A 17,486-nucleotide genomic window follows, 5' to 3' on the forward strand; every position below is an offset into this window, starting at 1 on the left:
TAACTAATTATTTTGATAATACTTCTGCTATATTGTATAATTCTTGATCAAACTTTCTTTCCATAGCTAATGCTTCATCTATATCATCATCTATGATTTTGTTTTCTCTTATACCTATAACTCTAGATGTTTTACCTTCTAATAGAACTTCTACAGCTTTAGCTCCCATTTTTGAAGCTAATACTCTATCGAACACGCTTGGGCTTCCACCTCTTTGAGTATGTCCTAATATTGTAGCTCTAGTTTCTATTCCAGTAACATCTTCTACATCCTTTGCTAATTCAAAAGCACCGCCGATACCTTCTGCTAACATTACTAAGTTATGCATCTTTCCAGCAGCTTTGCCTTCAAGAATCTTTCTGCATAAAGCATCTTTTTCAAATCCTAATTCTGGTACTAATATAGCTTCTGCTCCACCTGCAAGTCCTGCATATAAAGCTATGTCTCCGCAACGTCTACCCATTACTTCAACTATTGAAACTCTTTCATGGGATGTTGAAGTATCTCTTATCTTGTTTACTGCATCAATTACAGTATTTAATGCTGTGTCAAAGCCTATTGTATAATCAGTGTAAGCTAAGTCGTTGTCGATAGTTCCAGGAAGACCTACTGTCTTTACACCTAGTTTTGATAAAAGCTTGGCTCCAGTAAATGAACCATCTCCACCAATAACAACTAGTGCATCAACACCATACGCTTTTAAAATTTTAACAGCTCTTTTTCTTACTTCTTCATCTTTAAATTCAGGTAGTCTAGCTGTTCTTAAAACAGTTCCACCTCTTTGGATTATATCAGATACAGAAGTTCTGTCCATGTTGAATAATTCCCCATTAACTAACCCTGCATATCCTCTTTTAACTCCCATTACTTCTATGCCATTATCTAAAGCTGTTCTTACAACTGCTCTGATAGCAGCATTCATTCCAGGAGCATCTCCTCCACTTGTTAAAATAGCTATTTTTTTCATAATCGTTCCTCCTTACACACCACTGGGACAATATTCGTCCCATATATGTTATATCCATCCACATATCAATTACCGTATTCTATTGTACAAAAATTATGAAGATTTATCAATGGATATTGCGTAACTTTTACAACTTCTTGACATAAAAACTCGTTATTTATATATAGCTTACCTTAAATCTATTATACCCCAGGTTAAAATATTTTATATACTATTTAAATATTTTTTATCATTTAATTTTTGTAACAATTTTCATTTACTTTTTTATTATTTTTTGCATCTTTTTTACTTAATTAAAAAATAAAAAGGAAATATTTCTTATTTTTTTCACAAAATATATTTTTATTTTGCAAATAATTATTTTAAAGAAATATTTCCTTTAAAAGTTCTTAACTACTCTACTAGCTTAACATTTTCTTCGCCGTATTTATCTTTTAATATTTCAACAATACCGCTTCCCGAATCAATCCATCTGTCTTTTTGTAATCTGAAACTCTGTCTTCTTTCTGATTCAAATATATAAACAGCAGTATTTCCTTCATAACCTGATATTAAATTTTTTATTTCTCTATTTATATTTCTAACATCCTCTTCAGTATTTACTCTTATATATAATTTTTCAGAATTAATCTTTTCTAAGCCTTCTATAGTTTCACATATAAGCTTTGGCATTTCATCTTCTTTTATGCTTATTCTTCCCTTTATTCTAACTATTGAATCTGGCTTAATTAAATTTCTAAGTCTCTCTAAAGTTCTTGGAAAAACTATTACTTCAATAGATCCTGATAAGTCTTCAAGAGTTAAAAATGCCATAATTGTATTATTTCTTGTTACCTTCTGTTTAACATCAGTTAATATTCCACCCATAATAACAGTATCATTATCATTTATTAAAGACTCCTCTTGAATTGAATTTTCTCCATCCATATCATTTGAAATACTTTCCTGAATCATTTCATAAGACTTAAATACTGTATCTATAGTGGTTGAAGTTTGTAGCTCTAAGCTCTTTTTATACTCATCTAATGGATGTCCTGATAAATATAATCCTGTCATTTCTTTTTCCATAGCTAATAAATTCATCTTTTTAAATTCTTTTATATTTGGATAAGAAATCTTAGGAATATTTAACTCACCTTCATCAAAGCTAAACAAGCTCATTTGCCCGTCTATATTTCTTCTTTTTTCATTAGCTGTTCCATCCATTACTTTTTCATATACACCTAAAAGTTTTGATCTAAATACACCAAAACAATCTAATGCTCCAGCTTTTATTAAACTTTCAACTGCTCTTTTATTTACAGCAGAAATATCAATTTTATCCACAAAATCTTCCAAGGAAGTAAACTCACCCTTAGCTTCTCTTGTCCTTACTATACTTTCAATAACATTTACTCCAACGTTCTTTATAGCAGCCATACCAAATCTTATGGTATCTCCTTTTACTGTAAACTTTGAGTAACTTTCATTTATATCTGGAGGAAGAACCTGTATCCCTTGACTTTCTGCAAATTTTATATAATGAGCAACTTTTTCACTTGACCCCATAACAGAGTTAAGCATAGCTGCAATATATTCAACAGGATAATATTTCATTAAAAATGCTGTTTCATATCCTACTACCGCATAGGCTGCTGCGTGACTTTTATTGAATGCATAAGATGCAAAATCCATCATGGAATCAAATATCTTATTTCCTACTTCTGCACTTATTCCATTTCTCACACACCCAGGTACTTCTACTTCACCATTTTCATTAACAATACCATGTATGAAGTTTTTTCTTTCCTCTTCCATTACCTTATGTTTCTTCTTAGACATAGCTCTTCTAACAAGGTCACTTCGTCCAAGAGAGTATCCTGCTAGCTTTCTTACTATTTCCATTACCTGTTCTTGATATACCATTACTCCATAAGTAACATTTAATATGCTTTCAAGTTCTGGAGTAAGGTATTCTACCTTATCAGGATTCTTTTTACACTCAACATATTTAGGAATTTCAGCCATTGGACCTGGTCTATATAAAGAAATACCTGCTATGATATCTTCCAAGTTATCTGGTTTTAATTCCTTCATGAAGGATGTCATTCCTGGAGATTCTAACTGGAATACCCCAGAAGTTTTACCTTCTCCAATCATATGATAAACTTCTTTATCATCGAAATCTATTTTATCTAAATCAATAGTTACGCCTCTATTTTCCTTAATTATATTTACAGCATCACTCATTACTGTAAGAGTTCTAAGGCCAAGAAAATCCATCTTTAATAAGCCAAGCTCTTCAAGAGTTGTCATACCAAATTGAGTTACTATCATTTCTTCATTTTTCTGAAGTGGTACATAATCAACTAAAGGTCTTGAAGCTATAACTACACCTGCTGCATGGGTTGATGAGTGTCTTGGGAGCCCCTCTAAATTCTTACTGATATCAATAAGATTTCTTACTCTCTCATCATTATCGTAAGCTTCCTTTAACTCTGGGTTCATTTCTAGCGCCTTGTCTATTGTTATATTAAGCACTGTAGGAATCATCTTAGATATTACATCTACTTCTGCATAAGAGTAATTCATAGCCCTTCCTACGTCTCTTATACACATTCTAGGAGCCATAGTACCAAAAGTTATAATCTGTGACACATTATCTGCACCATATTTCTCTACAACGTAATCTATAACTTCCTGTCTTCTTTCATAACAAAAATCCGAATCAATATCGGGCATACTAACTCTTTCTGGATTTAAGAAACGTTCAAAGATAAGACTATATTTTATTGGATCTATCTTAGTAATTCCCAAGGTATAAGCTACTATAGAACCTGCTGCAGAACCTCTACCTGGGCCTGTTGGAATTCCATTTTCATAAGAGAATCTTATAAAGTCCCATACAATTAAGAAATAATCAACATATCCCATCTGCTTTATGATTCCAAGTTCATATTCAAGTCTATCTACATAGCTCTTTGCTTCTTCATTCTTTTCTGCTAGAGCCTGTATTTCTGAAAGATTATATTCCTTCTTAGTAAACTCCTTAAAAACATCATATCTTTCAATAAGTCCCTTATAACAGTTATCCCTTAAATACTCATAAGGATCTGTACCTTCCGGAAGGGGAAACTTCGGAAGTTTAGATTCATGGAACTTATAATCAAAGTTACATTCTTCTGCAATTTTTGAAGTATTTTCAAGAGCTTCAGGAACATATGAAAACATATCCCACATCTCTTCAGGAGACTTTAAATAAAATTGATCTGAAGCATATCTTCTTCTATTTTCATCATCAACAGTCTTTCCTGTTTGTATACACATTAAAATATCATGTGCTTTTGAATCGCTTTGATTTATATAATGAACATCATTAGTTGCAACTAAAGGAATACCTGTTTCCTTAGATAACTTTATATTATTTTCATTAACTTTTCTCTGCTCTTCCATTCCGTGGTTTTGTATTTCTAAATAAAAACCATCTTTAAAAATCTCTTTATATAATAAAGCTGTTTCCTTTGCTTTTTCATATTCATCATCTAAAATATATCTTTGTATTTCTCCACCAAGACATGCACTTAAAGCTATTATTCCTTCACTATGCTCTTTTAAGAATTCATGATCTACTCTTGGCTTATAATAAAAGCCTCTAATAGAAGCTTCTGATACTATTTTCATTAAATTTTCATAACCAACTTCATTCTTCACTAAAAGTACTAAATGAGCTGTACGATTTTCTTTATCTGGACGTTTTATATCCATTGATTTGCTAGCTACATATACTTCACAGCCTAATATTGGTTTAATCCCATTAGCTTTAGCCTGTTTATAAAATTCAACACAGCCATACATGACTCCATGGTCTGTTATGGCTATGCTGTCCATTCCAAGCTCTTTCGCCCTTTTTATTAATTTATCTACTTTGCCTGATGCATCAAGCAAACTATATTCTGTATGAAGATGAAGATGGCAGAATTTCTTATCATTCAAAATTCATCATCTCCTAAATTTAAATATTTATTTACTAGTACGTAATTCTTCAGCTATTTTTTCTATTTTTCTTAATCTATGATTAACTCCGGATTTTCCTACAGGAGGATCTAACATTTCACCTAAATCCTTTAATGATTCATCTGGATAATTCAATCTAAGTTCTGCAACTTCTCTAAGATTCTTTGGAAGTCTCTTAAGTCCTATTTCTCTTTGTATAAGCTTAATGCTTTCCACCTGTCTTACAGCAGCATTTACTGTCTTTGAAAGATTGGCAGTTTCACAGTTTACAAGCCTGTTTACGTTATTTCTCATTTCTTTCATAATTCTAATATTTTCTAGTTCTAACAAGCATGAATGTGCTCCTATTATATTTAGAAGGTCAACTATTTGTTCTCCTTCTTTTATGTAGATGATAAAAGAATTTTTTCTTTGTATAACCTTTGAGTTTAGCCTAAAAGTATTTATCAGCTTACATAAGTCTATTGCATATTCTTCACTATGAGTTACAAATTCTAAATGGTATGTTTTTTCAGGATTACTTATACTTCCACCACCTAAAAAAGCACCTCTTATATAAGCTCTTTTTTCTTCATCTGTTTTTATCATTTCCTCTTGTATTCTATAATTGAGACTCATAACTCCATCTACTTCAGTAAGTATTCCAGTCTCTTGTAATAATCTTCTAACACCCATTTCTTCATTTATTACAACCATGTAAATATTATTCTTCTTTAAAGAATTACTTCTCTTTACCATTAGTCTTGAATGTATATCAAAATGAATCTTTAATAGCGTAAATATTAATCTTGCACTTGAAGGATTTTCAGTTGTTATTTTGAAAGATAGTCCACTACCGCTAAATCCAATAGTCCCACTAACTTTCATAATAGCTGAAATTTGTGCTAATGCCTCTGATTTAGTAAGTTCAGAGTATCTAGCTATCTCTCCTTTTACTTTCGCTGAAAATGACATATGACTCTCCTTTTTATCTATAAAATTAATATATTTAATCCTACTCGTATAACAATTAATTATATCATAAATTTAATTCTTTTGATTGAATATTTAATTATTTAAAAAACCGCCCGAACAAAATTATTCCAGCGGTTTTAAGAAAAATTTATTTTTTCTTTTCTTCTTTTTCTCTCTCTTTAATACGTTGCGATAAGTACATATATTCAAAAATCTTCTTCTTATCATACAATAATTTCTTTTCCATAATAGTATCTATAAGAACTTCTGCAAGTTTATCAGAATCATGCTTTACAACATCATTCCTTACCTTAGCTATATTATCTAAAACTAAATCCACTCCTAATTCCTTTATTTCTTTTCCATCAATTTTAACAGGAATAGAGTCCTCTTTTAAATATTTTTCTTGAACACTTTTAGGAATCTCTCCTGAATTAGCAATTACACAATCAACTATATCTCTACCACCATATTTTCTTAATGTCTTTACATGGTCAGATACAGTAAATTTATCAGTTTCTCCTGGCTGAGTCATTACATTTGATATATATATCTTTAATGCATTACTTCTACGTACTGAAGAACTGATTTTCTTAACAAGAAGATTTGAAATTACACTTGTATATAAACTTCCTGGACCCATGACTATTGCATCAGCTTCTCTTATTGCTTCTAATGCTTTTCCTAAAGGCTCAGCATTTTCTGGTTCAATCATAAGTCTCTTTATTTTTGATTTTTGTTTAATTGCTTCTTCAGGTATTTGTGATTCTCCATAAACAGTATTACCATTTTCAAGACTGGCCACAAGCTGCATATCATCTAGGGTAACAGGTATTACTTTTCCTGTTACGGCTAATACTGAACTCATTTTTTGAACTGCATCCTCGAAATTATCTGATATTCCATTCATTGCAGCTAAAAATAAGTTACCAAAGCTTTGATTTTTAAGCTTTCCGTCTTGAAATCTATATTGAAGAAGGTCATGCATTAATGGTTCTGTATCTGCTAATGCCAAAATACAGTTTCTTATATCTCCTGGTGGGAGTATTCCAAGGTCTTCTCTAAGGTCTCCAGAACCTCCTCCATCATCTCCAACAGTTACAATTGCAGTAATGTTTGATGTATAATACTTAAGCCCTCTAAGCATAGTAGATAGCCCTGTTCCACCACCAATTACTACAACTTTAGGTCCCTTTACTAGAAGCCTCTTCTCATAAATAAGACTTTCTATCTTCTTACTATCTAGGGACATTTTTAGATATCCCTTATTAATCATTACTATAATTGATTTCATTGCTTCAGTTACAGCAACATATATAACAAAAATACCTGTTAAATTAAGACATATATAAAATACCTTATAGTAAGTATCATAAACTCTTCTTGTAACTAATTCTGTAAACCCAAAGGCTATTAATAGTACTCCAAAAACTCCAAAGGCTATCCACCTTTTAACCTTTATACCAGGTTTAAGCCAATCTATTATTCTCATAGTTTCTTAACTCCCTTATGGAGATCCTCAGTTATGTCTCTATGTTCTATTTTAGAATCAAAGCCACTTTCAAGCAATCGCTCATGTACTTCATTAGCTATGGCAACAGAACGATGTCTTCCTCCAGTACATCCAATAGAAATTATAAGCTGCCTTTTACCTTCTTTTATATAATTAGGTATTAAGAACTTTAACATATCATCAAGTTTACTTATAAATTCTTTTGTTTCAGTTTGTTCAAGAACATATTTCTTTACTGGTTCATCTGTTCCGGAATACTTCTTTAATTCTGGTATATAAAATGGGTTTGGAATAAATCTAACGTCAAATACTAAATCTGAATCTACAGGTATACCATATTTAAAGCCAAAGCTTAATACAGTTACAGATAATTGTCTTTCAGGCACTGTAATATCTCCAAAGTATTCATTGATTTTGCCTCTTAAATCTCTTATTGCATACTTAGATGTATCTATTATTATATCTGCTCTATCTTTAACCTCTCTTAATTTTTTTCTTTCTTCATCTATTCCTGTTATAACTCTTCCTTCTGGTGATAATGGATGAGCTCTTCTTGCTTCCTTAAATCTCTTTATAAGCACTTCATCACTTGAATCTAAGAATAATATTTCATATTGGAAATTATTTTTCTTTAAATACATTAGTGATTCAAATAAATCATCAAAGAATATTCCCCCTCTTATATCTATGACTAATGCTGTTTTTTCTATATGTCCTCCACTACAAGCTTCTGCTAATTTCGGTATAAGCTTTGGTGGCAAATTATCTACACAAAAATATCCTATATCTTCAAGACTCTTAGTTGTTTCTGTTTTACCTGCTCCAGATAGTCCTGTAACTATAACAAATCTCATACTGATCCTCCTATCGCAAAATAATATATTATAATTATATCATAGAACCTACTTTAAAAATCATTATATTGGCAAACAAAAGAATTTTAGAAGAGAAGAATTTTTCTTCTAAAATTCTCAGATAAAAACACAATAAGGGTGTGTCTTTTGAATTACAAATTCTTTAGACACACCCATCTTCTTTCTTATTAATCTTCACCTAATATTCTTACTTCAGGATGTAATTCAACACCAAATTGATTTAATACTTCTTCTTGAATATGTTTTATTAAGTCCAAAATATCTTTTGCTGTTGCTCCACCCTTGTTAATTACAAAACCAGAGTGTTTTTCAGAAACAGCTGCTCCTCCAACAGAATAACCTTTTAATCCTGCATCCTGTATAAGCTTTCCTGCAAAATATCCTTCAGGTCTCTTAAATGTACTTCCTGCAGATGGATATTCTAAAGGTTGTTTTTCTTCTCTTTTTCTTGTAAGTTCATCTACTCTTTCTTGAATAGCATCTTTATCTCCTAATTCAAGTTGGAATATAGCACTTACAACTATAAGCTTTTCTTGCATAACCTTTGAAGTTCTATAACCAAGTTCAAGTTTATCTTTATTTAAAACTATAATATTACCATCAGCATCAAGCACTTCTGCTTCTAAAATCACATTTTTTATCTCACCATTATAAGCTCCAGCATTCATAAATACAGCACCACCTACAGAACCAGGTATGCCACATGCAAATTCAAAGCCTGTTAAAGAATTTTCTACTGCTTTATCTGAAACATCTTTTAATAATACTCCAGCTTCTGCTTTTATAAAGTTACCTTTTGACTGAATCTTATTTAATCCTGTTAATTCAATAACAACTCCTCTTATACCACCATCTTTAACTAAAAGATTAGAACCATTTCCAATAATGTAGTATGGTATACTGTTCTCCTTGCATATCTTTACTGTTTCTGCTAATTGCTCAACATTAGATGGAGTAAGTAGAAAATCTGCTTTTCCTCCAACTTTAAAATAAATATGATTACTCATATCTTCATCTATCATAATTTCATTTTCTAAATAAATTTTTTTAAATAAAGGTTCATATTTTAAATACTGATTCATATCTAGCTCCTCAAAATCTTAATAACTTTTTCTGTTTAAACTCACTAACTAAGTATAAATTATAACATTCTAGAAAACAAGGTACAAATTACTTTTGAAAAAAGTCAACTATGCTTTCTGCACTTCTTTTATCTATACTTGGTACATCCATAAGTTCTTCTAAAGTTGCTTTCTTTATATTCTCTACACCTCCAAACTTTTTTAAAAGATCTAATTTTCTCTTCTTGCCTATATTAGGTATATCATCTAATACAGAATGTAATGCATTTTTTCCTCTTAAATTTCTATGATAAGTAATTGCAAATCTATGTACTTCATCTTGAATTCTTCTTATCATCTGCATTAAATTGGAATTTCTATTAACGATTATTTCCTGATTATTATATATTATTCCTCTTGTTTGATGTTTATCATCTTTTACAAGACCACATACATCAATTTTTATTCCTAAGGATTCTAGCACTTCTAATGCTATATTAATCTGACCTTTTCCTCCATCCATCATAATAAGATCAGGAAATGTAGAAAATTTGCCCTTTGAAAACTCTAATTTTCGTTCTTTTATCTCTTCAATTTCTTTAAGTCCATGTTCAAATCTTCTTGTCAAAACTTCTCGCATACTGCTATAATCATCAGCACCTTGAACAGTTTTTATTCTAAATTTTCTATAATCACTATTTTTAGCCTTCCCTTCTTCAAAAACTATCATAGTTCCTACAGAATCTGTTCCCTGAATATTGGATATATCATAAGCCTCAATTCTATGAGGAACTTCCTCTAAATCTAAAGCTTCTACTAATTCATTCAAGGCTGTAGAATTTATTTCTTTTTCCATCAATATCTTATCCTTAAACTGTTCTAGTGTTAATTTAGCATTATTCTTAACAAGCTCTAATAAATCTTTCTTTTCACCTTTTTGAGGAACCTTTAGCCATACTTTAGAGCCTCTTTTTATTGTAAGAAATTTCTCTAAAAGCTCTTGTTCTGAAATAACTGGTACATATATATTTTTTGAGACTTGTGCTGCACCAGAATAGAAACTTGTTATAAATTGTTCTAAAATTTCTCCATCATCTTCATCTGCACTATTTTCTATCATAAAATGCTCTCTTCCAGTAATTTTTCCTTCTCTCATAAAAAATACTTGAATGCATGTATCTTTTTCATCTTTATATAAATTGATAAAATCTTCATCGCCTTCAACCACTCTAAATACTTTTTGCTTTTTAACTAAGGTCTCAATTGCTAATATCTTATCTCTTATAGATGCTGCTTTTTCAAAGTTTAATGCTTCTGATTCCTTCTGCATTTCTTCTTTTAATTTTGCAATCATACTTTTATCTTTGCCTGATAGTATATCTACTATTTCATCAATTATAACTCTATAATCCTTTTTAGATATGTATCCTGCACAAGGGGCATTACATTTCTTTATATGATAATTTAAACATGGCCTTACAGGTTCCATGCCTTCAGTAATATTCATCTTACATGTTCTTATAGGAAATACCTTTCTTATAAGACTCATAGTTTCATGAACTGCTGTAACATTTGTATATGGCCCAAAATATTTTGCTCCATCCTTAACGAAATTTCTAGTCATAAAAACTCTTGGAAATTCCTCATTAAGTGTAACTTTTATGAAGGGATAAAACTTATCATCCTTTAATGCAATATTATATTTAGGTCTATACTTCTTTATTAAGTTTCCTTCTAATATTAAAGCTTCCATTTCAGAATCTGTAACTATGTACTCAAACTCTACAATATTTTTAACCATACTTCTAACTTTTTGAGAATGGTTCTTAGAATTTTGAAAATATTGTCTTACTCGATTCTTTAATACTTTTGCTTTACCTACATAAATAATTTCACCAAGAGAATTTTTCATTAAATAAACACCTGGTCTGTCAGGCAAAATCTTTAATTGGTACTCAAAATCAAACATAAAACCATCCTTTCTAGAATATTTTAGGGTGTTTAAAATCAGACAATCTTAAACACCCTATAACTTATAACTATCTTTAACTATTCAATGCAGCTCTCATAACTGCTGCTGTTACTGGTGCTGCTGATTCAGCTCCATATCCTGCGTTTTCAACTATTACTGCAACTGCAACCTTAGGATTATTAGCTGGCGCAAATCCTATAAACCATGAATGTGATTTACCAGCACTATTTTCTGCTGTTCCTGTTTTTCCGGCAGCATTAAGTCCTGAAAATTTATCTGTTAAATGGTCATCAACTACACCCTTCATATAAGTTTGAAGTGTTTTAGCATCAGATGATGATAGCACCTGAGCATATTTTTTAGCATCAACCTTCTTAATTACATTCATATCTTTATCTACAACTTCTTTTACAAGAGTTGGCTCCATCATTACTCCGTTGTTTGCAACAGTGCTACATACAAGAGCCATTTCCATTGGAGTTGCAAGAATACTACTTTGTCCTATTCCTGTTTGAGCTATTAATCCCTTATCATTACTTGATAATGTTGGGAATGTACTCTTACTTAAGTAAAAACCATTTGTAGGAATATCATTATTAAATCCAAATTGTTCAGCAGTAGCCTTTAACTTTGGATTTCCAAGTTGTAATGCTAATGTACCAAAGACAACATTACTTGATCTAACATAAGCTGTTTCTAAGTCGATATCTCCATTTACTTCTCCACTATCATTAGATAAGGATTGAGTAGAACTAAGTTGAAGAGAACCATTATCTTCAAAAGTTTTATTCTTGATTCCTGATATATTTTCTAATGCACTTGCTGCTGTTACAGTCTTAAATGTAGAGCCTGGTGCATAAAGCCCTGAAGTTGCTCTATTAATAAGAGGACTTTCTTCTGCTGTACCTGCATTTGCTGCTGCCATTGCTCCATCAAGATCATTAGGATTATAAGTTGGCTTAGATACCATTGCTAGTATTTGTCCAGTAGAAGGGTCTAATGCTACAACTGCCCCTCTTCTATTTCCTAACGCATCATAAGCAGCCTTTTGAACCTTACTTTTTAATGTAGTAACAACTCCATTACCTATCTTTTGATCTTCTTCTTCATCTCTATTATTATAGGCATCCTTCAAAGCATCAATACTAAAATTAGTAATAAATGATCTTACTCCAGATTCCATCTTACTTGTATAAGTACTTAATTCAGTATCATAAGATCTTTCTAGACCTGTCAAATCATATTTAGTACTTACATAACCTAAAGCATGAACATATAAATCACCTTTTAAATATGTACGAGATTGGGTTAAATCACCTGTCTTCGCACTTGCTGTTAATGGATCACCTTCTGAATCATAAATAGTACCTCTTAATACTTCATTTCTATTAGCCCATAATCTTTTATTTCCTGAATCTGCCGCTATATCACTAGCTTTAAATGTTTGAAAATATGCAATATAAGAAATAAGGCCTATAAACAACACCAAAAACACTGCCATAACATGCTTTACGCTATTTTTAAAATCATTCATAATATTTTAGCCCTCCTCTGATACCTTTTGTAATAAACCTAAAGCAAAGAAAGTAGTTAATATTGAACTACCACCATAACTTACAAAAGGAAGAGTTATTCCTGTTAGTGGTATAATAGCAAAAATTCCTCCAACAATTACAAGTACCTGACATGCAATCATTATACTTAACCCCACAGCTGTAATTTGTGAGAACTTATTATCTGTTACAAATGCAGCTCTAATTCCCCTATAAAACATTAGGAACATAACAATCATAATTCCTATTCCAAACACCATTCCAAATTCTTCACATATAGCTGCAAAAATATAGTCAGATGTAGGAACTGGAACAAATCTAGGATATCCATTTCCTAATCCAGAACCAAGCATTCCTCCAGAAGAAATTGAATATAATCCTTCAACTATTTGATATCCCTCATTATTAGCATAAGCCCATGGATTAATCCATATCTTTACTCTTTCTCTTATGTGTCCAAATAAGTTATAAGCAACATAAGATCCAACTGCAGATAATGCTAAAGCTGCCAATACATATTTCTTTTTTGAAGTAACAACATAAAGAATTGAAACTGAAACTCCAAAGAAGATTAATGCAGAACCTAAATCTTTTTGCAATACTAGACATCCTAAACAATAAGCAACCACAAGAGCTGGTATAACTAATTGCTTGATATTTTCAAACCCCTTTTTAGTTTCATCAAAATCCTTAAGGGCAGATGCTAAGTATAAAACTAATGTTATCTTAGACAATTCTGAAGGCTGAAAACTAAAACCTCCAATTTGCACCCAGTTAGTTGCTCCAAATGTTTCTTTTCCAAATAAATATGCTAATGGCATAACAACTATTGTTACTGCCATATAAAAATACTTATACTTTGCTAATTTATTCATTTCAGGCAAAATGACAACTGTTAATATATATACTGCCACACCAAATATGAACCAAAGTATTTGTTTTAATCCTTCATCCGGATTAATCCTGTATATCATAGCTATCCCTATAACTGATAATATACAGGCAAAAATTAATAAAAATTTATCTCCATCAGGATAAAATTTTCTTATTACAAAATGTGATAATCCTATTACCAAACATAAAACTACGCCCATTCCAGCAGCTTTTGTATCAATTGGTTTTGTTAAAATTGCTAACTTTGTAAAAAGAGCTATACACAAAATGTAAGTAATTATCAACAAATTTCTCTCATCTCTACGAACCTTCATATAATCACCTCTATAATGCTCCTATAAAACTCTAAATACAGTTGTACCAATTCTTATTTCATCTTTTCCAAAAAGCTTAACTCTTCCTGAAATACGTTTACCATTTACAAACGTCCCATTTGTGCTCTCTAAATCATCAACATATAATATATTATTTTTTATTATAAACTTGGCATGATTCCCAGATACATGTTGATCTGATAGCACTACTGAATTATCTTCTTTCCTCCCAATACTCACCACACCTCGTATGGGAATTACAGAACCTTTTTTAATATTAGAACCATCTGTTACATTAATAACTTCAATTCCATAGCTCTTTTTCGAATTGTTTGGCCTTCTTCTCCCGCCACTCTTAACATCTTTATACATTATTCTTAAAGCAAAAAATATAATTGAATACAGGATTATAATAAAAGCTACACCAAAAACTAAAGCTGAAATTTTCGAAAAACTCATTACTTCACCTCAAATCTATTTTCCCTGCTAAATAGATTATACAACAAATTCTACATAAAACCATAAAAATGTATCATTATTTAACCACAACTATTAAAGCAGATTTTTCAAATACTTACCTGTATATGATTCTTTACACTCAACAATTTTTTCTGGAGTTCCTTTAAATACTATTGTACCACCCTTATCTCCTCCTTCAGGACCAAGGTCTACAATATAGTCTGCACATTTTATCATATCTAAATTATGTTCTATTACAACTACAGTATTTCCAGCATCAACAAGTCTTTGAAGTATTTCTACTAATCTGTTAACATCATCAATATGAAGTCCTGTAGTAGGTTCATCTAAAATGTATAATGTCTTTCCTGTACTTCTCTTAGATAATTCATATGCTAATTTTATTCTTTGAGCTTCACCACCTGAAAGTTGTGTTGAAGGTTGACCTAATCTAATATAACCTAAACCAACATCATATAAAGTTTGAAGTTTATTTTTTATTCTAGGAATATTTTCGAAAAACTCCAATCCTTCTTCAACTGTCATATTTAATACATCATCTATAGTCTTTCCCTTATATTTAACTTCTAGAGTTTCTCTATTATATCTTTTTCCCTTACAAACTTCACAAGGTACATATACATCTGATAAGAATTGCATTTCTATCTTTATGATTCCATCACCTGAACAAGCTTCACATCTTCCACCCTTAACATTAAATGAAAATCTACCTGGTTTATATCCTCTCATTTTAGCTTCTGGAGTTTGTGAGAATAATTCTCTAATTATGTCAAATGTACCTGTATAAGTAGCAGGATTAGATCTTGGTGTTCTTCCGATAGGACTTTGATCTATATCTATTATTTTATCAATATTTTCATAGCCTATAATTTCTTTATGATTTCCAACCGGATTCTTACTTTTGTTTACAAGCCTATTTAATCCCTTATATAAAATTTGATTAACTAATGTACTCTTACCTGAACCTGAAACTCCTGTAACCATAGTAAGTGTTCCTAATGGGAAAGATATATTAACATTCTTTAAATTATTTTCTTTAGCACCCTTAACTGTTATCTTATTACCATTACCTGCACGTCTTTCTTTTGGAACTTCAATTTTCTTTTTACCAGTAAGATATTGACCTGTAATTGATTCTTCATTTTTCATTATGTCATCTAAAGTACCAGCTGCAATAATCTGTCCTCCATGTTCTCCTGCACGTGGACCTATATCTACTATATAGTCTGCAGCTCTCATTGTATCTTCATCATGTTCAACTACTATTACTGTATTTCCAACATCTCTTAGATTTTCTAAAGTTCCAATAAGCTTATCATTATCTCTTTGATGAAGTCCTATACTTGGTTCATCTAAGATATATAAAACTCCCATAAGTGAAGAACCAATCTGTGTTGCAAGTCTTATTCTTTGTGACTCCCCTCCTGATAAGGTTCCAGAACTTCTAGATAAAGTAAGATAATCAAGTCCTACATTAATAAGAAATTCAAGTCTGCTTCTAATTTCTTTTACAATCTGTTCACTAATAATCTTATTCTTTTCTGAGAATTCTATTCCATTTATAAAATCTAATTCTTCTTTTATAGATAAATTAGTAAACTCATATATGTTCTTATCTCCTAGTTTTACAGATAAAGCTTCAGGTTTTAATCTTGCTCCATGACACTTAGGACATTTATTATCACTCATATATTGTTCTATATCACTTTTTATAACATCTGAATTAGTTTCATTATACCTTCTCTTTAATGAATTTATTTCACCATCATATGCATAATGATATATTGATCTTACGCCATCTTTTGTATATTCAATATCTAATTTTTTACCCTTTGTTCCGTAATATAATATATCAAGAATGTCTCTTGAAAGGTCCTTTACTGGAGTATCTAAAGAATAATCATATTCTTTACTTAATGCTTGTAAAATGGCATAAGTCCAAGAATCTTCTTTTAATCTTCCTTCTCCCCAAGTTGCTATAGCACCTTGCATTATACTTAGTTCTTTATTTGGTATAATTAAATCTTCATCTATTTCATAAAGACTTCCAAGGCCATCACAATAATCACATTTTCCCCATGGAGAGTTAAATGAGAATGTTCTAGGTGCAATTTCTCCAATGCTTATTCCACAGTCAGGACATGCAAACTTTTCACTAAATAATATATCCTTTTCTCCTATAATATTAGCTATTACAAGGCCATCACCTAACTTTAGTGCTGTTTCAATAGAATCTGTAAGTCTTCCTTCTATTCCTTCTTTAACAATAATTCTATCTACAACTGCTTCAATATTATGTTTTTTATTTTTATCTAATTTTATTTCATCTTCAGTTAAATCAAGAACTTCCCCATCAATTCTTGTTCTTACAAAACCATTTTTCTTTATATTTTCAATTATTTTTTCATGAAAGCCCTTTCTTCCCTTTACAAGAGGAGCTAAAATTTGAATCTTAGTTCTATCTCCTAAAGCCATTATCTGATCTACTATTTGATCTACAGATTGTTGACTTATTACTTTCCCACACTTAGGACAATGTGGAGTACCAACTTTTGCGTATAAAAGTCTTAAATAATCATATATTTCTGTTATTGTTCCAACTGTAGATCTTGGGTTTTTACTTGTTGTCTTTTGATCTATTGAAATAGCTGGTGAAAGCCCTTCTATACTTTCAACTTCAGGCTTATTCATTTGTCCTAAAAACTGTCTTGCATAAGCAGATAAAGATTCTACATATCTTCTTTGCCCTTCTGCATAAAGTGTATCAAATGCTAATGAAGACTTACCCGATCCTGAAAGTCCTGTAAACACAATTAATTTGTCCCTAGGTATTTCTAAACTTACATTTTTTAAATTATGTACTTTAGCTCCTTTAATTACTATCTTATCATTCATAATATAATGCTGCCT

The 17,486-nt window shown here is 30.9% G+C and carries 11 protein-coding genes; all 11 read right to left on the bottom strand.

The features are described from left to right. Positions 1 to 7: 7 nt before the first annotated feature. Positions 8 to 967, bottom strand: coding sequence for a 6-phosphofructokinase (pfkA, locus tag BM384_RS00430; RefSeq protein ID WP_090009446.1), 960 nt, complete (start codon positions 965 to 967; stop codon positions 8 to 10). A gap of 393 nt (positions 968 to 1,360) precedes the next feature. Continuing rightward, entirely contained in the window at positions 1,361 to 4,939 is a 3,579-nt protein-coding gene (locus tag BM384_RS00435) for a DNA polymerase III subunit alpha (RefSeq protein ID WP_175537237.1), read from the bottom strand. Positions 4,940 to 4,966: 27 nt separating this feature from the next. After that, the gene (gene whiA, locus BM384_RS00440) at positions 4,967 to 5,914 is read right to left on the bottom strand and encodes a DNA-binding protein WhiA (RefSeq protein WP_090009453.1); all 948 of its coding nucleotides are present in this window, start codon (positions 5,912 to 5,914) and stop codon (positions 4,967 to 4,969) included. Positions 5,915 to 6,062: 148 nt separating this feature from the next. After that, positions 6,063 to 7,406 carry a gluconeogenesis factor YvcK family protein gene (locus BM384_RS00445; protein ID WP_090009455.1) on the bottom strand — a complete coding sequence of 448 codons (1,344 nt, stop codon included), beginning with the start codon at positions 7,404 to 7,406 and terminating at the stop codon, positions 6,063 to 6,065. Next, positions 7,403 to 8,281 (bottom strand): RNase adapter RapZ, encoded by an 879-nt coding sequence (rapZ, locus tag BM384_RS00450; protein WP_090009458.1) that lies wholly within the window; start codon positions 8,279 to 8,281, stop codon positions 7,403 to 7,405. The genes BM384_RS00445 and rapZ overlap by 4 nt, the downstream gene beginning before the upstream one ends. Positions 8,282 to 8,469: 188 nt before the next feature. Continuing rightward, on the bottom strand, positions 8,470 to 9,384 hold the full coding sequence (gene murB / locus BM384_RS00455) for a UDP-N-acetylmuramate dehydrogenase (protein ID WP_090009460.1): 915 nt from the start codon (positions 9,382 to 9,384) through the stop codon (positions 8,470 to 8,472). An 88-nt stretch (positions 9,385 to 9,472) separates the two neighbouring features. Next, positions 9,473 to 11,332 (bottom strand): excinuclease ABC subunit UvrC, encoded by a 1,860-nt coding sequence (gene uvrC, locus BM384_RS00460; RefSeq protein ID WP_090009463.1) that lies wholly within the window; start codon positions 11,330 to 11,332, stop codon positions 9,473 to 9,475. 76 nt (positions 11,333 to 11,408) lie between these two features. Continuing rightward, positions 11,409 to 12,869 (bottom strand): peptidoglycan D,D-transpeptidase FtsI family protein, encoded by a 1,461-nt coding sequence (locus tag BM384_RS00465; protein WP_090009466.1) that lies wholly within the window; start codon positions 12,867 to 12,869, stop codon positions 11,409 to 11,411. A 6-nt stretch (positions 12,870 to 12,875) separates the two neighbouring features. After that, positions 12,876 to 14,096, bottom strand: a complete 1,221-nt coding sequence (locus BM384_RS00470) for an FtsW/RodA/SpoVE family cell cycle protein (protein ID WP_090009469.1) — start codon at positions 14,094 to 14,096, stop codon at positions 12,876 to 12,878. 21 nt (positions 14,097 to 14,117) lie between these two features. Next, positions 14,118 to 14,555: an FHA domain-containing protein gene (locus tag BM384_RS00475; RefSeq protein ID WP_090009472.1), complete on the bottom strand. Its 438-nt coding sequence runs from the start codon at positions 14,553 to 14,555 to the stop codon at positions 14,118 to 14,120. A 93-nt stretch (positions 14,556 to 14,648) separates the two neighbouring features. Next, on the bottom strand, positions 14,649 to 17,471 hold the full coding sequence (gene uvrA, locus BM384_RS00480; protein WP_090009475.1) for an excinuclease ABC subunit UvrA: 2,823 nt from the start codon (positions 17,469 to 17,471) through the stop codon (positions 14,649 to 14,651). Between the last annotated feature and the right edge of the window lie 15 nt (positions 17,472 to 17,486).

The organism is Clostridium sp. DSM 8431 (genome assembly GCF_900116755.1).
GTDB lineage: Bacteria > Bacillota > Clostridia > Clostridiales > Clostridiaceae > Clostridium.

Coding starts and splice junctions, on each gene's coding strand:
- pfkA (WP_090009446.1), bottom strand. CDS start 967: ATGAAAAAAATAGCTATTTTAACAAGTGGAGGAGATGCTCCTGGAATG.
- whiA (WP_090009453.1), bottom strand. CDS start 5,914: ATGTCATTTTCAGCGAAAGTAAAAGGAGAGATAGCTAGATACTCTGAA.
- BM384_RS00445 (WP_090009455.1), bottom strand. CDS start 7,406: ATGAGAATAATAGATTGGCTTAAACCTGGTATAAAGGTTAAAAGGTGG.
- rapZ (WP_090009458.1), bottom strand. CDS start 8,281: ATGAGATTTGTTATAGTTACAGGACTATCTGGAGCAGGTAAAACAGAA.
- murB (WP_090009460.1), bottom strand. CDS start 9,384: ATGAATCAGTATTTAAAATATGAACCTTTATTTAAAAAAATTTATTTA.
- uvrC (WP_090009463.1), bottom strand. CDS start 11,332: ATGTTTGATTTTGAGTACCAATTAAAGATTTTGCCTGACAGACCAGGT.
- BM384_RS00465 (WP_090009466.1), bottom strand. CDS start 12,869: ATGAATGATTTTAAAAATAGCGTAAAGCATGTTATGGCAGTGTTTTTG.
- BM384_RS00470 (WP_090009469.1), bottom strand. CDS start 14,096: ATGAAGGTTCGTAGAGATGAGAGAAATTTGTTGATAATTACTTACATT.
- BM384_RS00475 (WP_090009472.1), bottom strand. CDS start 14,555: ATGAGTTTTTCGAAAATTTCAGCTTTAGTTTTTGGTGTAGCTTTTATT.
- uvrA (WP_090009475.1), bottom strand. CDS start 17,471: ATGAATGATAAGATAGTAATTAAAGGAGCTAAAGTACATAATTTAAAA.